The sequence below is a fragment of the Streptomyces griseoflavus genome, assembly GCF_014649995.1.
GTDB lineage: Bacteria > Actinomycetota > Actinomycetes > Streptomycetales > Streptomycetaceae > Streptomyces > Streptomyces griseoflavus.
In genome coordinates this window covers 239,555-258,517 of sequence record NZ_BMUC01000009.1, presented here as the reverse complement: position 1 = coordinate 258,517, position 18,963 = coordinate 239,555, and the positions used below count along the sequence as shown (strand labels likewise).

17 protein-coding genes and 1 pseudogene are annotated in these 18,963 nt (G+C 70.6%); 12 read left to right on the top strand and 6 right to left on the bottom strand.

Going from position 1 to position 18,963, the window contains the following annotated elements; all coding sequences use genetic code 11:
• Positions 1-84: 84 nt before the first annotated feature.
• From IE172_RS20675 to IE172_RS20665, 3 genes are all read left to right on the top strand, one after another.
• Positions 85-957 (top strand): LysR family transcriptional regulator, encoded by an 873-nt coding sequence (locus IE172_RS20675; protein WP_190098734.1) that lies wholly within the window; start codon positions 85-87, stop codon positions 955-957.
• A 298-nt stretch (positions 958-1,255) separates the two neighbouring features.
• A complete protein-coding gene (locus IE172_RS20670) occupies positions 1,256-3,082 on the top strand; it encodes an AMP-dependent synthetase/ligase (RefSeq protein ID WP_190098733.1) in 1,827 nt (608 codons plus the stop codon).
• An 85-nt stretch (positions 3,083-3,167) separates the two neighbouring features.
• A complete protein-coding gene (locus tag IE172_RS20665; protein ID WP_306432798.1) occupies positions 3,168-3,995 on the top strand; it encodes an aldo/keto reductase in 828 nt (275 codons plus the stop codon).
• Between the two features lie 46 nt (positions 3,996-4,041).
• On the opposite strand, the gene IE172_RS20660 is transcribed toward IE172_RS20665, so the two are convergent.
• From IE172_RS20660 to IE172_RS20650, 3 genes are all read right to left on the bottom strand, one after another.
• On the bottom strand, positions 4,042-4,743 hold the full coding sequence (locus IE172_RS20660) for an SDR family oxidoreductase (protein WP_190098803.1): 702 nt from the start codon (positions 4,741-4,743) through the stop codon (positions 4,042-4,044).
• A gap of 108 nt (positions 4,744-4,851) precedes the next feature.
• A complete protein-coding gene (locus tag IE172_RS20655; protein ID WP_190098732.1) occupies positions 4,852-5,772 on the bottom strand; it encodes a class I SAM-dependent methyltransferase in 921 nt (306 codons plus the stop codon).
• Positions 5,773-5,938: 166 nt separating this feature from the next.
• Positions 5,939-7,660 carry a glycoside hydrolase family 6 protein gene (locus IE172_RS20650; RefSeq protein ID WP_190098731.1) on the bottom strand — a complete coding sequence of 574 codons (1,722 nt, stop codon included), beginning with the start codon at positions 7,658-7,660 and terminating at the stop codon, positions 5,939-5,941.
• A gap of 493 nt (positions 7,661-8,153) precedes the next feature.
• Between IE172_RS20650 and IE172_RS20645 the strand changes: the two genes are divergently transcribed.
• The 5 genes from IE172_RS20645 (at position 8,154) to IE172_RS20625 (ending at position 15,967) form a co-directional block, all read left to right on the top strand.
• Positions 8,154-11,078, top strand: coding sequence for a glycoside hydrolase family 48 protein (locus tag IE172_RS20645; RefSeq protein ID WP_190098730.1), 2,925 nt, complete (start codon positions 8,154-8,156; stop codon positions 11,076-11,078).
• 154 nt (positions 11,079-11,232) lie between these two features.
• On the top strand, positions 11,233-13,884 hold the full coding sequence (locus IE172_RS20640; RefSeq protein WP_190098729.1) for a cellulose binding domain-containing protein: 2,652 nt from the start codon (positions 11,233-11,235) through the stop codon (positions 13,882-13,884).
• Between the two features lie 57 nt (positions 13,885-13,941).
• Complete coding sequence (locus IE172_RS20635) at positions 13,942-14,514, top strand: chloramphenicol phosphotransferase CPT family protein (protein WP_190098728.1); 573 nt, start codon at positions 13,942-13,944, stop codon at positions 14,512-14,514.
• Entirely contained in the window at positions 14,511-15,227 is a 717-nt protein-coding gene (locus IE172_RS20630; RefSeq protein WP_190098727.1) for a Type 1 glutamine amidotransferase-like domain-containing protein, read from the top strand. Before IE172_RS20635 ends, IE172_RS20630 begins: the two co-directional genes overlap by 4 nt.
• 107 nt (positions 15,228-15,334) lie before the next feature.
• Entirely contained in the window at positions 15,335-15,967 is a 633-nt protein-coding gene (locus IE172_RS20625; RefSeq protein ID WP_190098726.1) for a hypothetical protein, read from the top strand.
• Positions 15,968-16,044: 77 nt separating this feature from the next.
• Here IE172_RS20625 and IE172_RS35450 read toward each other — a convergent pair.
• Positions 16,045-16,152 (bottom strand): annotated as a pseudogene (locus tag IE172_RS35450) (rhamnogalacturonan lyase family protein); the annotation flags it as partial.
• Positions 16,153-16,814: 662 nt separating this feature from the next.
• Here IE172_RS35450 and IE172_RS20620 point away from each other — a divergent pair.
• Positions 16,815-17,054, top strand: coding sequence for a helix-turn-helix transcriptional regulator (locus IE172_RS20620; protein ID WP_190098725.1), 240 nt, complete (start codon positions 16,815-16,817; stop codon positions 17,052-17,054).
• Positions 17,055-17,237: 183 nt separating this feature from the next.
• Here IE172_RS20620 and IE172_RS20615 read toward each other — a convergent pair whose 3' ends face one another.
• Positions 17,238-17,492, bottom strand: a complete 255-nt coding sequence (locus tag IE172_RS20615; protein ID WP_190098724.1) for a hypothetical protein — start codon at positions 17,490-17,492, stop codon at positions 17,238-17,240.
• A gap of 157 nt (positions 17,493-17,649) precedes the next feature.
• Between IE172_RS20615 and IE172_RS20610 the strand changes: the two genes are divergently transcribed.
• Together IE172_RS20610 and IE172_RS20605 are read left to right on the top strand one after the other, a co-directional pair.
• Positions 17,650-17,895, top strand: coding sequence for a winged helix-turn-helix domain-containing protein (locus IE172_RS20610; RefSeq protein ID WP_190098723.1), 246 nt, complete (start codon positions 17,650-17,652; stop codon positions 17,893-17,895).
• 34 nt (positions 17,896-17,929) lie between these two features.
• Positions 17,930-18,109 carry a hypothetical protein gene (locus IE172_RS20605; protein ID WP_190098722.1) on the top strand — a complete coding sequence of 60 codons (180 nt, stop codon included), beginning with the start codon at positions 17,930-17,932 and terminating at the stop codon, positions 18,107-18,109.
• Positions 18,110-18,488: 379 nt separating this feature from the next.
• Here the strand turns inward: IE172_RS20605 and IE172_RS20600 are convergent, their stop codons facing one another.
• On the bottom strand, positions 18,489-18,668 hold the full coding sequence (locus IE172_RS20600; RefSeq protein ID WP_190098721.1) for a DUF7167 family protein: 180 nt from the start codon (positions 18,666-18,668) through the stop codon (positions 18,489-18,491).
• A gap of 85 nt (positions 18,669-18,753) precedes the next feature.
• Here IE172_RS20600 and IE172_RS20595 point away from each other — a divergent pair, with 85 nt between their 5' ends.
• Positions 18,754-18,957 (top strand): hypothetical protein, encoded by a 204-nt coding sequence (locus IE172_RS20595; RefSeq protein ID WP_190098720.1) that lies wholly within the window; start codon positions 18,754-18,756, stop codon positions 18,955-18,957.
• Positions 18,958-18,963: the final 6 nt, after the last annotated feature.

The following is an 18,963-nucleotide window of genomic DNA, read 5'->3' as shown; positions in this document are numbered from 1 at the left end:
CTCCCTCCGCCCGTGATCGGGAATCGGGTACACCGCTCTCACTGTCATCACGTTCCGCGATGGCCGTGGCTATCCTGGGGTGTCATGTACGACCCGACCCAGTTGCGGACGTTCCTGTCGGTGGCGCAGACGCTGAGCTTCACGCAGGCGGCGCGACGGCTCGGGCTGCGCCAGTCGACGGTGAGCCAGCACGTGCGGCGGCTGGAGGGGGCGACCGGGCGGCAGCTGTTCAGCCGGGACACGCACTCGGTGGAGCTGACCGAGGACGGCGAGGCCATGCTGGGCTTCGCCCGGCGGATCCTGGACGTGCACGAGCAGGCGACGCAGTACTTCACCGGGACGCGTCTGCGCGGGCGGCTGCGGTTCGGCGCGTCGGAGGACTTCGTCCTGACCCGGCTGCCGGAGATCCTCGGACGGTTCCGGCACGAGCACCCGGAGGTCGATCTGGAGCTGACGGTCGAGCTGTCGGGCACCCTGCACGAGCGGCTCGCCGCGGGCGGACTCGACCTGGTGCTCGCCAAGCGGCGGCCGGAGGATCCCCGGGGCGAGCTGGTCTGGCACGACGAGCTGGTGTGGATCGGTACGCCGGGACTGCGCGTGGACCCGAGCCGTCCGGTGCCGCTGATCGTCTACCCGCCGCCGGGCATCACCCGGGCCCTGGCCCTGCGGGCGCTGGAGCGGGAGGGCCGTCAGTGGCGGATCGTCTGCACCAGCGGGAGTCTCAACGGTCTGCTCGCGGCGGCCCGCGCCGGGCTGGGCGTGATGGTGCACTCGCGGGGGCTGATCCCCCCGGGGCTGGAGCGGGTGCCCGACCGTGCGGGGCTGCCGCAGCCGGGCGAGGTGGATTTCGTGGTGGTGCACGGCCGGCACCGGCCCGCCGCGCGGGGCGCCGCCGACGCGCTGGCGGCGGCGATCCTCGCGGGCGGCGACCGGCTGCACCGCGGCGGACGGGGGTGACGGTCGGGGCGGTGCGCACGCCGGGGCCGGCGGGGGGCCGCCGTGCCGGCCCAAGGGCCGGTCATGGGGTCGTACAGATTCGGTGGAGATAGCTCCACCGAAACTTGCTCGACGGTCAGGTTTCTGTCCGGCCCTTCCCCTTGTGCGCGCTTTTTCTCCCGCTGACCAGCGCGGACGGCCACCGCGCCGGTTCTCCGGCCCCCTCCCGCCCTCCGTCGGCGTGGGGTAGCTTTCACGGCGCCCCGCGGGACGACGGCGTCCCGCGGCAGTCCGGGCGCCGAGGAGCGGGGAGCGGGGTTTGCGCGAGTTCACCAACCCTCCGTTGGCCTTGGAGCCTCCGGTGGGCGGTCTGGCCGACGTGGTCTTCCGGTACGCCGAGGAGGACCCCTCGCGGGTCGCGCTCGGCCGCAAGGACGACACCGGCCGCTGGCGGGACGTGACCGCCGCCGAGTTCCGCGACGAGGTGCTCGCCCTCGCCAAGGGCCTGCTCGCGGGCGGAGTCCGGTTCGGCGACCGGGTCGCGATCATGTCCCGCACCCGGTACGAGTGGACCCTGTTCGACTTCGCGCTGTGGACCGTCGGCGCGCAGGTCGTGCCCGTCTACCCCACGTCCTCGGCCGAGCAGTGCTACTGGATGCTGCACGACGCGGAGGTGACGGCCGCGATCGTGGAACACGAGGACCACGCGATGACCATCGCCACCGTCATCGACCGGCTGCCCCGGATGCGCCGGCTGTGGCAGCTCGACGCGGGCGCGGTGCAGGAGCTGTACGACGAGGGCGCCCACCTCGACGACGAGGTGGTGCACCGGCACCGGCAGGCGGTCACGCCCGACTCGGTGGCGACGGTCATCTACACCTCGGGCACCACCGGCCGCCCCAAGGGCTGCGTGCTCTCGCACGGCAACTTCATGTACGAGGCGGACACCGTCATCGCACGCTACGAGCCGGTGTTCCGCTCCCGCCGGGGCGACGAGGCGTCCACCCTGCTCTTCCTGCCCCTCGCGCACGTCTTCGGGCGGATGGTGCAGGTCGCGGCGATCCGCGGGAAGGTGCGGTTCGGCCACCAGCCGCAGCTGCACGCGGCGGCCCTGCTGCCCGATCTGGCCGCCTTCCGGCCGACGTTCTTCCTGGCCGTGCCGTACATCTTCGAGAAGGTGTTCAACGCCGCCCGGCGCAAGGCCGAACGCGAGGGCCGCTCGGGGCCCTTCGAGAAGGCCGTCGACGTGGCCGTCCGATACGCGGACGCCATGGAGGAGAAGGCCTGGGGCATCGGGCCCGGCCCGTCCGCGGCGCTGCGGATGCGGCACCAGCTCTTCGACAAGCTCGTCTACACCAGGATCCGCGCGGCGATGGGCGGCAGGATCCGGCACGCCATGTCGGGCGGCTCGGCGATGGACCGCCGGCTCGGGCTGTTCTTCGCGGGGGCCGGCGTGCACGTCTACGAGGGGTACGGGCTCACCGAGTCGACGGCGGCGGCCGTCGCCAACCCGCCCGAGCGCACCCGCTACGGCACGGTCGGCCGGCCCGTCCCCGGGGTGACCGTGCGCATCGCGGACGACGGCGAGATCTGGCTGCGCGGCGACAACGTCTTCCAGGGCTACCTGAACAACGCCAAGGCCACCGGCGAGACCCTGCACGACGGCTGGCTGGCCACCGGCGACCTCGGATCCCTGGACGGCGACGGCTACTTGACCATCACCGGGCGCAAGAAGGAGATCCTGGTGACCTCCGGCGGCAAGAGCGTCTCCCCGGCCGTGCTGGAGGAGCGGGTGCGGGACCACCCGCTGGTCGGCCAGTGCATCGTGGTCGGCAACGACCGCCCCTACGTCGCCGCGCTGGTCACCCTCGACCAGGAGGCCGTGGAGCACTGGCTGGCGATGCGCGGCAAGGCGCCGATTCCGCCGGCCGAGCTGGTGCTCGACGCGGACCTGGAGGCGGAGGTGCGGCGCGCGGTGGTCACGGCCAACACCCTGGTCTCGCAGGCTGAGTCGATCCGCACGTTCCGCATCCTGGCGCAGCCGTTCAGCGAGGAGCACGGGCTGCTCACACCGTCGCTGAAACTGAAGCGCAGGGCGATCGAGAAGACGTACGGGGAAGAGATCGAGGCGCTCTACCGCGCGTGAATTCTCCGGTCAGGAATGCGCCACGGGCCGTGATCGTTGACGATGGGGGTAACAGCCGACCACCACCGAAGGATCGAGAGAGCTCGTGAGCAAGGTCCCCCCGATCATCCTGAACAACGGCGTCGAGATGCCTCAGCTGGGGTTCGGCGTCTGGCAGGTGCCGGACGCGGAGGCCGAGACGGCCGTGGCGACGGCGCTGGAAGCGGGCTACCGCAGCATCGACACCGCGGCGATCTACGGCAACGAGGAGGGCACCGGCCGGGCCCTCGCGCGCTCGGGCGTCCCCCGCGAGGACCTCTTCGTCACCACCAAGCTGTGGAACAGCGACCAGGGCTACGACTCCACCCTCCGCGCCTTCGACACGTCCCTGTCGAAGCTCGGCCTCGACTACGTGGACCTGTACCTCATCCACTGGCCGACGCCCGCCCGGGGCCGGTACGTCGACACATACAAGGCGTTCGAGAAGCTGTACGCCGACGGCCGGGCCCGCGCCATCGGCGTGTCCAACTTCCTGCCGTCGCACCTGGAGCACCTGATCGCCGAGACGTCCGTCGTCCCGGCGGTCAACCAGATCGAACTGCACCCCCACCTCCAGCAGCGGGCCGCGCGTGAGTACCACGCCGCGCAGGGCGTCGCCACGGAGGCGTGGTCGCCGCTCGGGTCCGGCAAGGGCATCCTGGAGATCCCGGCGATCGTGGCGATCGCGCAGAAGCACGGCCGCACGCCGGCCCAGGTGGTGCTGCGCTGGCACCTCCAGCTGGGCAACGTCGTCATCCCGAAGTCGGTGACGCCGTCGCGGATCGCGGAGAACATCGACGTCTTCGGCTTCGTCCTGGACGACGAGGACCTCGCCGCGATCAGCGCCCTCAACGAGGACCGGCGGATCGGTTCGGACCCGGCGGACGTCAACTGACGTCACGCGGGGCGGCCTCCCCGGTGCGGGGAGGCCGCCCCCATGTCTAGTTGGGCTGCCCGAGGGGCCGTACGACGACGGTGCTGACGTCGACTCCGGCGGGCTGCGCCATGGCCCACACGATCGAGTCGGCGATCTGACCGGCGGTGAGCAGGTGGCCGGGCGGGAGGCCGCCGTAGGCGTCCCAGAAGGGGGTCTCCACACGGCCGGGCGCGATCAGGGTGACGCCCACGCCCCACTCGGTGACCTGCCGCCGGGTGTTCTCCGCGAGCCCGGTCACCGCGTACTTGGTCGCCCCGTACAGGTTGCCCGGCGTCGGCACGAAGCCGGCGACGCTGCCGACCAGGACGATGCGTCCGCGGGTCTCCTTCAGCGCGTCGACGGCCGCCCTGATCAGCAGCGCGGGACCGAGGACGTTGGTCAGCACCATCCGGGTCCAGCCGGCGGGGTCTCCCTCGGCGACCGAGTCGTGGGTGGCGAAGCCCGCGTTGGCGACGACGGTGTCCAGCCGGCCGAACTCCGTCAGCGCGGTGTCGACCGCTGAGCGCACGTCGTCGTACACCGCCGCATCGCCCCGGACGGTCAACAGCCCCTCGGGCTCGCCCAGTTCCTTGGCGAAACCGCGCAGCCGCTCCTCTCCCCGCCCGGTGACGACCACCCGCTGTCCCTGGTCCAGCAGCCGCCGTGCGACGGCGGCGCCGATCCCTCCCCCACCTCTCGGCTTCGCTCGAGCCGGGGGGACCCCCAGCCACCTCCGGTGATGAGCGTGACCCGCGTGTCGTCGGTCATGGGAACCCCCTGTGTCTCGTCGTGTGCCGGGGAGTCCATCACTTGAAGCGCTCTCCAGGTCAAGCCGTCACACGGGGCGCACCGCCGAGTGGACCGTGTGGGCCGCGAGGACGAACACGTCCGGCCGGTGGTGCACGCTCGCCTGGTCGCCGGGGTCGAGGAGCCGGTCGAGGGTGGCGCGGTCGTCGGCGTCCAGGTACTCGGCGAGGTGGTCGCGGGTGTGGGTGAGCGCGGCGGCCACGTAGGCGCGGGCGCGGTCCGTGGCCGGGGCGGGAAGGTCCAGCAGGAAGGTGCGTGAGCGGGTGTGGCGCAGGCCGGCCGAGACCAGCAGGGCGGGCCAGTCCTCCACCGCGGCCACCGAGCCGGGGAGTTCGGCGCGCATACGGCTGAACCGGTCCTGTTCCACCGCGTCGATGCGTGCCTGGAGCCCGGGCCGGCCGAATCCGATGTCACGGGGCAGGAAACGGGCGGGCAGCCCGCCCTCCATCACCGCGAGGGTGCCGCCGGGGGCGAGCCGTTCGGCGCAGGCGGCCAGCGCGGCCCGCTGGTCGCCCAGGTGGTGCACGCTGCGGCTGGCCCACAGCAGGTCCGCCGGGTAGTCCAGTTCGCCGAGCACGTCCGGGAGTTCACCGGTGACGGTGCCGAACCGGTCGGCGAAGCCCTCGCGTTCGGCCCGTGCGCGGGCGCGCTCCAGCAGCGGCCCGGAGCCGTCGACGGCCACCACCCGCGCGCCGGGGAAGGTCTCGGCGAACAGGCACGCGATCACGCCGGGACCGCTGCCGGCGTCCACGATCAGTCCCGGTTCGGTCACCTCCTTCGCCAGCCAGCTCAGGGCGTGCTCGTACAGCGGGCTGAACAGTTCCGCCTGCGTTTCGAGCAGGTGGGCCATCTCGGCCCAGTCGATGTCGCCGTCGTCGTGCCCGTGTCCGTGCCCGTGTCCGTGCCCGTGTCCGTGTCCGTGCCGGTCGTTGTCGTGGTGGTGCGCCATGGGGGTCAGCCTCTCCGCTCGGATGCCGCCAGCGTGCGACGACGCACCGGGCGCGGGCAAACGATGTTGCCGCTTCCGCAAGGACGGATCCGGGGTGAGGGCGTGCGGCGGTCCGCCGGGTCCGGGCCACTGGGGCCCGGACCCGGCGGACCGGGGGTTCAGCCCGTCACGACAGCGGCGGGTAGGCGTTCTTCATCAGCTCCTGGAACTGGGCGGAGAACCAGTGCCCGGAGACGGGGGCGTCGGGCAGGGCGCCCGACATGTTGTTGTCGTTGCGCGGGTTGCCGGTGTACGTGGGGTCGCACATCCGGTCGAAGCCCTTGCCCTCGTCGTTGTCGATGGCCTTGCTCGACCCGTCGGACTCGCCCGGGGGCTTCATCCACACGTAGGCGTCGATCCCGGGCTCGGGGGAGGCCTTCGGCCGCTCGCCCAGGCCGGCTCCCGACTGGTTGCACCAGTTGCCCGTGTTGAAGCGGCGGTCGTAGCGTCCGCCGTCGACGTAGGTGTCCACGCTCGTCGTGGCACCGGGTCCGGTGGGCCGGTTCGCCCCGCCCCAGCCGTTGCGGGACGTGTCGATCAGCATGCCGATCTTCGAGTCGAAGCCGAGCGAGACCAACTTCTCGCGCAGGGCCTGGGCGTACGACAGCTCGTCGACGTAGCGGTTCCAGCTGACCCACTTCGACTCGCGCACCGACTTGCCGGCCACGTTGTCGTTGATGGTGAAGTGCTGCTCCTTCAGCGCGCTGTAGTTGGCCGTGTTGGCGATGAAGCCGTGCACGTCGGCGACGGTGGCGCCCTCGGCGGTGGCGGCCTGCTTGAAGACCTCGGCGGAGGCGCCGAAGTTGTCGTCCCAGCCCAGCCAGCCGTGGTGGCCCGCGTCCACGTAGTTGTAGACGTTGGGCACGTCGCCGAGCTTGTTCAGGGCGTAGCCGACGCCCTTCACGTAGTTGCCGTTGGCCTTCATGACGTCGCAGTTGGGCGTGGCGGTGGCCCGCGGCGAGACGTTGGTGACCAGGTTCGGCAGGGAGTCGATCTCGACCGTGGTGACGATCCGCAGCGAGGCGTACTTCGCGTCGCCGAGGATCGCCGCGATCGGGTCGATGTACTGCGTCTTGTACTTGTCGATCTCCGTCGGGCCGAGCTCGCCGTTGGAGGCGAGGGCGGCGCAGTCGCGGCCGGGCAGGTTGTAGATGACCACCTGGAAGACCAGTTCGCCCGAGCCCTTCTGCCGCAGGGCCTCGTCGAGGTGCTCACGCAGACTCATCTTGCCGTTGGCACCGTTGATGGCGGCGGTGCGGTCCATCCAGACGCCGGTGGGCTGGTTGGCGATGCGGCTGCCGCCCGGCTCGGCGGCGGCGTTCGCGGACCACTCCGGGTTCACGTACACCTTGGCGCCGCTGTAGGGGTTGTCCACCCGGTCGCCCTGCGGGGGCGGGTCGGTCGGGTCCGGCGGATCGGTCGGGCCGCCGGTGTCGACATTGCAGGTCACGCCGTCGAGGGTGAAGGTGGCGGGGACCGCGTTGCTGCCGCTGTAGGTGCCCTGGAAGCCGAAGGTGGCCGAACCGCCGGTGGCGAGCGTGCCGTTGTAGGACTCGTTGGCGGCGGTGACGTTCGCGCCGGACTGGGTGACCTTGGCGTTCCAGCCGCTGGTGACCTGCTGGTTGCCGGCGTAGGACCACTTCACCGACCACGACGACTTCGCCGCGCCGTTGTTGGTGACCTTCACGGACGCGGTGAAGCCGGTGTTCCACTGGTTCTGCACCTGGTAGTCCACGGTGCAGGGGACGGCGGCCGCGCCGACGTCGCCGGGGACGGCTGCCATCGCCGTCCCGGCGGCGCCTGCGACCAGCGCCGTGGCGGCGAGGAGCGCGGTTCTGGTGCGACTCATGGTGCGGGTTTCCTATCCGTAGGGGGCTGTCCTTCGGGGCGCGCGCGGACGAGCACGCGGCCTGGTGCCTTACGGGGGTGGGCGTGCCGTCCGGACCCGGTGCGTACGGGTCCGCTGCGCCTGCCGGATGTTCCGGGCAGCACGCGACGGCACAGGGATCCCACGGGGAGGAGCGATCCCGCGTCAGGTGCTCCACACGTGCACGGGGTGGCTCAAAGTACTGAACGCGGGGGGTGGCGCATGAGCGACTCCTTGCAGCTCGGACGCGTCGTGGCGGACGCGTCGACTGATGGAACCGCTCCCACTGGTGCTCTTGAAGCTAGCGCCAACCGACGGTGAAGAACAGAGGGCCTACCGACTTTCACGCGACTCGAATCGTCGAATCTTTTCGATTCTTCACAAGGCTTGACCGCTCACCCCCCCGTCCCCACTATGGGAGCGCTCCCACTGGTTCAAGGCTTGACAATGACCGAGTCGCAGGAGGAACCAGCACATGCATCCCCCACCTGCCCCACCCAGGAGACGCGGCGGCGTCCGGCGGCTGCTGACGGCCGCGGCGGCGGCTCTGGCCCTGCCGCTGACGATGCTCTCGACCGGTTCGACCCCCGCCCAGGCGGCCGCTGTCCAGTGCAGCGTCGACTACAAGGCGAACGACTGGGGCTCCGGGTTCACCGCGGAGCTGACCCTCACCAACCGCGGGACCGAGGCCATCGACGGCTGGACCCTGACGTACGGCTACACCGGCAACCAGCGGCTGGTGAACGGCTGGAACGGCACCTGGTCGCAGTCCGGTTCCACCGTGACCGTGAAGAACGCCGGGTACAACGCGAGGATCGCCGCCGGCGCCGCCGTCACGGCCGGCGGCCAGTTCACCTACAGCGGCAGCAACGCGGCCCCCACGTCCTTCGCGGTCAACGGCACCACCTGTGCCGGCGCCCACCAGCCGCCGATCACCGTACTGACCAGCCCGGCGGCCGGCGCGGTCTACACGCAGGGGGAGGCGGTCCCGCTCGCGGCCACCGCCGCCGCGGCCGACCAGGCGACGGTCACCAAGGTGGAGTTCTACGACGACACCGAGCTGCTGGGCACCGACACCAGCGCCCCCTTCACCCTTTCGGTCGCTGGCTTGACCGTGGGCAGTCATTCCCTGGTGGCGAAGGCGTACGACAGCATGGGCGCCTCCGCGAGCTCGACGCCGGTCGGCATCACGGTCGCCGCCGGTCCCGCCGTGGTCGCCACCCCCTCCCAACTCGGCGTCCAGCAGGGCGAGTCCGGCACGTTCGAGGTGAAGCTGTCCAAGCAGCCGAGCGCGAACACGACCGTCACGACGACGCGGGCGAGCGGCAACACGGGACTGTCGGTCTCCTCCGGCGCCTCGCTCACCTTCACACCGTCCAACTGGAACACCGCGCAGCGGGTGACGATCGCCGCCGACGACTCCGGCAGCGGCTCGGCGGTCTTCGAGTCCACGGCACCCGGCCACGCCAAGGCGGCCGTCACGGTGACGCAGCTGGGCGCGGCGAAGACGTACGACGCGCGCTTCCTGGAGCTGTACGGGAAGATCACCAACCCGGCCAACGGCTACTTCTCCCCCGAGGGCATCCCGTACCACTCGGTGGAGACGCTGATCGTCGAGGCACCCGACCACGGTCACGAGACGACCTCGGAGGCGTACAGCTACCTGCTGTGGCTGCAGGCGATGTACGGCAAGGTCACCGGTGACTGGTCCCGGTTCAACGGTGCCTGGGACATCATGGAGAAGTTCATGATCCCGACCCACGCCGACCAGCCGACGAACTCCTTCTACAACGCCTCGAAGCCGGCCACGTACGCGCCCGAGCACGACACCCCGAACGAGTACCCGTCGCAGCTCGACTCGGGCGTCTCCGTCGGCCCCGACCCGATCGCGGCCGAGCTGAGGTCCGCCTACGGCACGGACGACGTCTACGGCATGCACTGGATCCAGGACGTCGACAACGTGTACGGCTACGGCAACTCGCCCGGCAAGTGCGAGGCGGGCCCGGCGGACACCGGACCGTCGTACATCAACACCTTCCAGCGCGGACCGCAGGAGTCGGTGTGGGAGACCGTCCCGCAGCCCACCTGCGACGCCTTCAAGTACGGCGGGAAGAACGGCTACCTGGACCTGTTCACCAAGGACGCGTCCTACGCCAAGCAGTGGAAGTTCACCAACGCCCCGGACGCCGACGCGCGGGCCGTGCAGGCCGCGTACTGGGCGGACCTGTGGGCCAAGGACCAGGGCAAGGGCTCCCAGGTCTCCGCGACGGTCGCCAAGGCCGCGAAGATGGGTGACTACCTGCGCTACGCCATGTACGACAAGTACTTCAAGAAGGTCGGCAACTGCACCAGCCCGTCCTGCCCGGCCGGCACCGGCAAGGACGCCTCGCACTACCTGCTGTCCTGGTACTACGCGTGGGGCGGCGCCACCGACACCTCGGCGGGCTGGGCCTGGCGCATCGGCTCCAGCCACGCGCACGGCGGCTACCAGAACCCCCTCGCCGCGTACGCGCTGAGCAGTTACGCGCCGCTGAAGCCGAAGTCGGCGACGGGCGCGGACGACTGGGCCAAGTCGATGCAGCGGCAACTGGAGTTCTACCGCTGGCTGCAGTCCGACGAGGGCGGTATCGCGGGCGGCGCGACCAACAGCTGGGCGGGCCGGTACACGACCCCGCCGGCCGGTACGCCGACCTTCTACGGCATGCACTACGACGAGAAGCCGGTCTACCACGACCCGCCGTCCAACCAGTGGTTCGGCTTCCAGGCGTGGTCGATGGAGCGGGTCGCCGAGCTGTACCAGCAGACCGGCAACGCGCTCGCCAAGTCGGTCCTCGACAAGTGGGTGGACTGGGCGCTGTCCGAGACCACGATCAACCCCGACGGCTCCTTCCTGATGCCGTCGACGCTGCGGTGGTCGGGCAAGCCCGACACCTGGAACGCGTCGTCGCCCGGCGTCAACAGCGGGCTGCACGTCACCGTGGCCGACTACACCAACGACGTCGGTGTGGCCGCGGCGTACGCCAAGACGCTGACGTACTACGCCGACCGCTCCGGTGACACGCAGGCGGCCACCACGGCGAAGGCGCTGCTGGACGGCATGTGGAAGAACAACCAGACCGCGCTCGGCATCGCCGTCCCGGAGACCCGCGCCGACTACAACCGCTTCGACGACCCGGTCCACGTCCCGAGCGGCTGGACCGGCACCATGCCCAACGGCGACACGATCAACTCGTCGTCGACCTTCGCCTCGATCCGCTCCTTCTACCAGGACGACCCGGCGTGGTCGAAGATCGAGTCCTACCTGGCGGGCGGTGCCGCGCCCACCTTCACGTACCACCGTTTCTGGGCCCAGGCCGACATCGCCCTGGCCATGGGCTCGTACGCGGAGCTTCTCGAATAGCCCCCGCCGACGCTCCGCGTACCGGCCCCGGTACCTGACGCCGGGGCCACCACCGGCCGGGCGGCCCCGCGTGGGTCCTGTCGTCCCACGCGGGGCCGCCCGGTCCTCGCACGCTCCCTCCACCTCCCCTCCCCCCATGAGGAAGGAACGCACCGTGCGAAGAACCCGCATCCTCACGACCGTGCTCGCGCTGGCGGCCGGTCTGCTCGCCGGCGGCCCGCCCGCCCTGGCCGCCGGCGCCCCCGAGCCGGCCACCTCGCTCGCCGCCGACACCTACACCTGGAAGAACGCGCGCATCGACGGCGGCGGCTTCGTGCCCGGCATCGTCTTCAACCGCGGTGAGAAGGACCTGGCGTACGCCCGGACCGACATCGGCGGCGCCTACCGCTGGCAGGAGTCCTCGAAGACCTGGACCCCGCTGCTGGACTCGGTCGGCTGGGACGACTGGGGCCACACGGGCGTGGTGAGCCTCGCCTCCGACACCGCCGACCCGGACCGGGTGTACGCGGCGGTCGGCACGTACACCAACGACTGGGACCCGGGCAACGGCGCGGTGCTGCGCTCCACCGACCGGGGCGCGAGCTGGCGGAAGGCGGACCTGCCCTTCAAGCTGGGCGGGAACATGCCGGGGCGCGGCATGGGCGAACGCCTGGCGGTCGACCCGAACCGCAACAGCGTGCTGTACCTGGGCGCGCCCAGCGGGAACGGGCTGTGGCGGTCGACCGACTCGGGGGCGAGCTGGTCCAGGGTCACGTCCTTCCCCAACCCCGGGAACTACGCCCAGGACCCGAGCGACACCTCGGGGTACGCCTCCGACAACCAGGGCATCGTCTGGGTCACCTTCGACGAGTCGACGGGCAGCGCGGGGACGGCGACGAAGACGGTCTACGTCGGCGTCGCCGACAAGGAGAACGCGGTCTACCGGTCGACGGACGCGGGCGCCACCTGGCAGCGGATCGCCGGGCAGCCCACCGGCCACCTGGCGCACAAGGGCGTCCTCGACGCCGAGAACGGCTACCTGTACCTCGCGTACAGCGACACGGGCGGCCCCTACGACGGCGGCAAGGGCCGGCTGTACCGGTACGCCACGGCGACCGGCACCTGGACGGACATCAGTCCCGTCGCGGAGGCCGACACCTACTACGGCTTCAGCGGACTGACCGTGGACCGGCAGAACCCGGGCACGGTGATGGCGACGGCGTACAGCTCCTGGTGGCCGGACACGCAGATCTTCCGCTCGACGGACGGCGGCGGCACGTGGACGCAGGCGTGGAGCTACACCTCGTACCCGAACCGTCAGAACCGCTACACGATGGATGTCTCGTCGTCACCCTGGCTGACCTGGGGCGCGAACCCGTCCCCGCCCGAACAGACGCCGAAGCTGGGCTGGATGACGGAGGCGCTGGAGATCGACCCGTTCGACTCCGACCGGATGATGTACGGGACGGGTGCGACGGTCTACGGCACGGAGAACCTGACGAACTGGGACGAGGACACGTCGTTCACCATCACCCCGATGGTGCGGGGTCTGGAGGAGACGGCCGTCAACGACCTGGTCTCCCCTCCCTCGGGCGCCCCGCTGATCAGCGCGCTCGGTGACGTCGGAGGCTTCCGGCACACGGACCTCACCAAGGTGCCGCCGATGATGTTCACCCAGCCGAACTTCATGTCGACGACCAGTCTGGACTTCGCGGAGTCCGACCCGGGGATCGTGGTCCGGTCCGGCAACCTGGACTCCGGCCCGCACATCGCGTTCTCCACGGACAACGGTGCCAACTGGTTCGCGGGGACGGACCCGTCGGGTGTGAGCGGCGGCGGCACGGTCGCGGCGGCGGCCGACGGCAGCCGGTTCGTGTGGAGCCCGCAGGGCGCGGGCGTGCACCACACGACCGGGTTCGGCACCTCCTGGTCCCCGTCGTCCGGCATCCCGTCCGGAGCGGTCGTCGAGTCCGACCGGGTGGACCCGAAGACCTTCTACGGCTTCAAGTCCGGCACGTTCTACGTCAGTACGGACGGCGGCGCGACGTTCAAGGCGTCGGCGGCGACGGGGCTCCCGGCCGGCGACAGCGTGCGCTTCAAGGCGCTCCCCGGCACGAAGGGCGACGTCTGGCTGGCGGGCGGGGCGAGCGACGGACCGTACGGTCTGTGGCACTCCACGGACTCCGGGGCGTCGTTCACGAAACTGCCGGGCGTCGACGAGGCCGACACCGTCGGCTTCGGCAAGGCGGCACCGGGCGCCTCGTACCAGACCCTGTTCACCAGCGCGCAGATCGACGGTGTGCGGGGCATCTTCCGCTCCACGGACCGGGGCGCGACCTGGACCCGCGTCAACGACGACGCCCACCAGTGGGGCTGGACCGGAGCGGCGATCACCGGCGACCCGCGGGTCTACGGCCGCGTGTACGTGGCGACCAACGGCCGCGGCGTCGTCTACGGCGACACGTCGGACACCGGGCCCGATCCGGACCCTGACCCCGGCCCGTCCGGCACGTGCGAGGTGACCTACCGGATCACCAACCAGTGGGACGGCGGCTTCCAGGCCGAGGTCCGGCTGACCAACACGGGCCCGGCCCCCTGGAACGGCTGGTCCCTCACCTGGTCCTTCGCGGACGGCCAGAGGATCTCCCAGCTCTGGAACGGGTCCCACACCCAGTCCGGCCCCGCGGTGACGGTACGCAACACCGACTGGAACACGACGGTCGCGCCGGGTTCGTCGGCCGCCTTCGGCTTCACGGCCGCCAGATCGGCGGCGAACACGGCACCGACGGCCTTCGGGCTGGGTGACCGGGCCTGCGCGGTGCGCTGAGACCCGCCGGTGGAGAATGGGCCCTCCACTCCACCGGCGACAGCGAGGGAGCCACGGGTGCCCGGCCGCATCATCTTCCTGAACGGCACGTCCAGTTCGGGCAAGTCCAGCATCGCGCGGGAACTCCTGCGGGTGCTGGACGAGCCGTACTTCCACATGCCCGTGGACTCCTTCCACGCGATGCGCTCACGCCGGGAGATCCCCGCCGACGACCTCCCCGGCGTGCTGCACCGCACCTGGCGGGGTTTCCACCGGGCCGTCGCCGGCATGGCCGCCGCGGGGAACAACGTGGTCGTCGACCACGTGCTGAGTGAGGAGTGGCGCCTGCGGGACTGTCTGGAGCTCTTCCCCGCGCGGGACGTCGTGCTGGTGGGGGTGCGCTGCCCACTGGCGGAACTGCGCCGGCGCGAGGAGGCCCGCGGCGACCGCCCGGCCGGCCTCGCGGCCCGGCAGTTCGCACAGGTCCACTCCCACGGTGTGTACGACATCGAGTGCGACACGGCGGCGAACAGCGCGGCGGACTGCGCCGGGCGGATCAGCGCCTTCCTCCCGCGGCAGACCTCCCCCACCGCGTTCGAGAGACTGCGGAGCACGCCCCGCCCCGACGACGTGCCGGCGGGTGCCCGATGACGGACGTCCCGGCACGCCGTATCGCCCTCCTCGGCGGGGGCTTCTCCACCGACGACGACGGGCTGCTGGACGACTGGATGCTCTCTCACGCCCGCAGCCGCCGGCCGCGGGTGTGCTTCGTCCCCACGGCCGGCGGGGACGCCCCCGGGTACGCGGAGAAGTTCCTCGACGCGTTCGGTGCGCGTGACTGCGAGCCGTCGGTGCTGCCGCTGTTCCGGCGGGAGTCGGCCGACGAGGCGCTGCGGGACCACCTGCTCGCCCAGGACGTCGTGTACGTCGGGGGCGGCAACACCGCCAACCTGCTGGCGGTGTGGCGCGTGCACGGTGTGGACCGGCTGCTGCGGGAGGCCTACGGGCTCGGCACCCTGCTGTGCGGGATCAGTGCCGGGGCCAACTGCTGGGCCGAGGGGTCGCACACCGACTCCTTCGGCCCGCTGAGGCATCTGCCGGACGGGCTGGGGCTGTTGCCCGGCTCGGTGTGTCCGCACTACGACAGTGAGCCGGGCCGTCGTGACTCCTACCGGGCGGCCGTGGCGGGCGGGACGCTGCCCGCCGGCTGGGCCGTGGAGGACGGGGTGGGTGCCCTGTTCACCGACGGCCGGCTCGACGAGGCGGTGACACGGGTCCCCGGCGCCCGCCTGTTCCGCGTGCAGGCGGGGCCGGACGGGGAGCCCGTCGAGCGGGCTCGGGAGTGCAGGCAGCTCGCGGTGTGAAGGCGGGCCCGTACTCGGGTGATCTTGTGTCACGGCTCGGTGACAGCGCCCGGCACCTTGCCCGCGGCCGGTCTACGGTGATCCGACGTTCAACCTTGGGGGGACTTATGCGCGTTCGCGCCACTGCGGCCACGGCCGCCCTGCTGCTGGCCGCACTCACCGCGTGCGGCGGTGGAGACGACGGCGGCACGGAAGCGAAGGGCAAGGCTTCCACGACCGCACCGGCGGTCGACTGCATGGACGAGAACATCAGCCAGGCCGACTGGATGGCCCACTGCTCCGACGAGGGAGCCGAACCGGGCGGGGACAGCACCGGCCGGCAGGCCGTCGGCCTGGAGTTCGGGGAGCCCTACACATGGCCGGACGGGCTGGAGGTGACCGTGGTGGACGCGAAGGTGTTCACCGACTACAACGAGGACCTGCTGGAGTCGGCGGAGCCCGGCAGCATCGGCTTCCGGGTGGGTCTGAAGCTGGAGAACGGCGGCAAGAAGCCCGTGGCTCTGGACGACCTGTCGCTCATCGTCGAGGGGGCCACGAACGGAGGCGAGGCCGCCTTCACCCTTTTCGAGAACGGGTCGCAGCCGCTCGAGGGCCGACTGGCGCCGGGGGTGTCGACGACGAAGAACCACGACAACACCATCGAGACGAAGTACGGCAAGAAGATCGTGGTGACGGTGCAGCGCAGCAGTGACGACTTCAGCCTCGACTTCCCGGAGTTCAGCGGCACGATCACTGGTTGAGCGGACGGCGAGGCGCCCCGCTCCCCCGCCGAAGCGGGGGAGCGGGGCGCCGTGGTGCGTTCCCGCCGGTCGGGGGTTCAGGGCGCGTACACCGTCGGCCTCGGTGGGGTCGGCATGCCGGCTCCTATGAAGAAGCCGGTGTGCGGAGGCTGGTTGTAAGCCGTGTTCTGCCAGGCGAGGGCGGTGCCACCCGTGGGTGATGCTCCGACGGAAGGCGTCGTCCCTCTGAACTGGTGGTTTCCAGTGGTCGTGAATGGTACCCCGTGGTGTCGAGTGGCGTTTCTGGGTCTCCCCAAGGACTCCCCGCGGGCCCTCGCTCCCCAGATCCTCCCCGCATCTAGACCTCTCGGGGCGGTGCTGAGCTGGGCGACGACCGCCGCTCGGTGGGCTGGCAGTTCCCTGTGGCGCGACGACTCGATTCACGTTTCATGTCCTCCATCGCAATGACGCAGCCGACGCAGGCACGCACTTCGTGGCCGCCATTCCCGGGCGGGAGGACCAGGCCGACCGGAGCTGTTGGCACCTCCCCCTTGCTGGGGTGCCGGAAGCAGCATCCGTCGGCCCAGTCGTATCGGGCGAGGATCTGCAGTCTTTCCATCGGGCGCTCCTTGAGTCGACCGGCTGTGGGCGCAGGGGGGTGGCGGTGCCCTGGTGCCCCGGCTGCACGTCCGGATGCACGCTGAGCATGGGGTTCACTCTTTCGAGTGAACGTTTGTTCGATTGTCGGACACCGCATGGAGCCCTGCGACATACGCCATTCCACCGCAGGGCTGGGCCGGATTCAAGATCACAGAATGCCCGGTAAACAGGGCTGACTTATGATCATCTTCGGTCGAGCGTGTGACCCGTGCCCACGCTCCCCGATGACGACGACTGGCTCCTCGCGGAGCAGCGCGCCATCGGCGACCGCATCCGCGTCACGCGCCTGAGGCAAAACCGCACGCAGGAGTCCGTGTTCCTGGCCGCCCGCATCTCCCGCTCCACCTATCAGGCCATCGAGGCCGGCACGGTGGATGTGCGGATCGGGACTCTCCGGAAGGTCGCTTGGGTTCTGGGTGTGCACGTGACCGACCTCCTGCACGGCTAGGGCACCGGGGCGGCCGCTTTCCTGACCGTGGTTATCGACGGAAAGTCAACAACAAGTTGAACGCTCAGGGAAGTGGGTCGCGCCACCCATTTTCTTGCGGAGCGTGCGCGTCCGCACCGTTTCCGTGACTGGCAGTGCAGCCTGTGGCCTGGGCTTTCCTGGAGGACAACACCACGGTGGAGATCATTGCCCATCCGGCAACGGCGCCCGACCGGCCACATGATCCATGGCGGCGTGCGCGATCCGCTGATAGTCGGCGTACAGCGTCTCGGCGTCCTCGCAGGCGCTGCCGTCGACGCGCCGGCAGGTGTCGCATAGGCGGAGGCTGTGGCGGACGTACCGCTGCCACGCCTCCTGCACGGGGCTGAGGCGCACGCTGGGGGGTGGGAGTGTCGCCCGTCTTCCGGCGGGTGGCTTTTGCTCTTTACGCTCGTCCACGCTGACGGCTCCTTGCGGCTGTCGGCCATGCCCCCGGGCCGGTCGCGCGGTCGCGGGGGTCCTGCAATTGCAGAGTACCCCTGCGGGATAGGCGGTATAGGCCGTCTGCGCTGTCTGGTCTCGCTCAGTCGGGCCTGCCCGCTTACGGTCCCGGATCATGAAGTGGGAGCCGGAGATTCCGAGGTGGCGGCAGGTGTACGCCGTGATGTCCGAGCGGATCCTGGACGGCACCTACCCGCCCGAGAGTCGGCTCCCCTCCGCGATGGCTGTGTGCGACGAGTTCGGCATCAGCCAGGTGACGGCGAAGCGGGTATTGAAAGAGCTGCGGACGGCCGGCCTGGCGGAGATGCAACCGGGGATCGGCACGTTCGTCACGGAGTTGCCGCAGCCGCCGAATGCGTAGCCCCCTGTCAGAGGCCGCGGATACGATCAGGAGCATGTCCCCCAACTCCCTGGCGCAGGGTTCCGCGCGGCCGTCTGTCGTGGTCGATGCGGAGATCCGTGCGCTGCTTGTGGCGACGGGTGGTTGGTTGTGGGGGCCGACGCGGGAGCGGTACGAACGCCTGCGGGATGAGTGGGTGCAGGCCGTCCGCGAGGAGATCGTCAAGGCGGCGTAGGCTGAAATGCGAACGCCCCCGACCTACTTTCCCTAGGTCGGGGGCGCTGTGTCGTGCAGGCGCCATTCGTCAGGCCGGACCTTTAGCCGCTCCATCCTCTGACGGGCGAGTAGCTACGTGAGGGCTCCTCGCCGCGAGTGGGGTCGAAGCGACGCCGTAGCGTCCATTGGTGGCCGCAACTCGGGTCGTCGCACACGGCGCGGGTGCGCACTGGCTCTCCGGTATGGAACTCCATGTGTCGCACGGCGGGCCGGACCGTGCCATCCTCGTCCACCACGGCGAGACCCCAATCGACGGTCCCGTCGACGTCTTCCACGACGTTGACTTGACTGCCGCACTTGGTGCATCGAAGGGGGCGACCGGCCGCAGCGGTCTCCATCTACTCGTCCTCCACGTTCCACCAGGCGTTGACGTTGTTGGAGACGTGGACGTCAAGTACCTCGTCCGCCCACTGCCTCTGCTCTTCGGGACTCATCCCGTCCCAGTCGTCGGGCAGCGCGATGTCGGCCTCATCCTTGGAGCCGCCCATTTCGACGCCGACCTTCAGCACCTTCGCCATCTTTCCTCCCTGACCAAAGGTGGTTAACCACTGACATGTTCGCACCCCGTAGACAGGTGGTCAACCACCCCGGCATGATTGCCTCATGGCGAACAAGCACCGGGAGAAACTGCGCGGCGTGCGCGGAGTCGACGACCAGCTCTGGACCGACTTCGGCGACGCAGTCACGCGCGCGGACAGCGACCGGTCAGCCGAACTCCGCCGCTTCATGGAGTGGTACGTCCGCCGCGTCGGCGCCGACCACCCGCGACGGCCAGCCGCCCCCGAGCCACAGGACGGCCCGGCATAGGATCCG

Bases quoted from the DNA above. Each gene is read 5' to 3' on its own strand.
- IE172_RS20675 (WP_190098734.1), top strand. From the start codon at position 85: ATGTACGACCCGACCCAGTTGCGGACGTTCCTGTCGGTGGCGCAGACG.
- IE172_RS20655 (WP_190098732.1), bottom strand. From the start codon at position 5,772: ATGGCGCACCACCACGACAACGACCGGCACGGACACGGACACGGGCAC.
- IE172_RS20650 (WP_190098731.1), bottom strand. From the start codon at position 7,660: ATGAGTCGCACCAGAACCGCGCTCCTCGCCGCCACGGCGCTGGTCGCA.
- IE172_RS20645 (WP_190098730.1), top strand. From the start codon at position 8,154: ATGCATCCCCCACCTGCCCCACCCAGGAGACGCGGCGGCGTCCGGCGG.
- IE172_RS20630 (WP_190098727.1), top strand. From the start codon at position 14,511: ATGACGGACGTCCCGGCACGCCGTATCGCCCTCCTCGGCGGGGGCTTC.
- IE172_RS20625 (WP_190098726.1), top strand. From the start codon at position 15,335: ATGCGCGTTCGCGCCACTGCGGCCACGGCCGCCCTGCTGCTGGCCGCA.
- IE172_RS20610 (WP_190098723.1), top strand. From the start codon at position 17,650: ATGAAGTGGGAGCCGGAGATTCCGAGGTGGCGGCAGGTGTACGCCGTG.
- IE172_RS20605 (WP_190098722.1), top strand. From the start codon at position 17,930: ATGTCCCCCAACTCCCTGGCGCAGGGTTCCGCGCGGCCGTCTGTCGTG.
- IE172_RS20600 (WP_190098721.1), bottom strand. From the start codon at position 18,668: ATGGCGAAGGTGCTGAAGGTCGGCGTCGAAATGGGCGGCTCCAAGGAT.
- IE172_RS20595 (WP_190098720.1), top strand. From the start codon at position 18,754: ATGGCGAACAAGCACCGGGAGAAACTGCGCGGCGTGCGCGGAGTCGAC.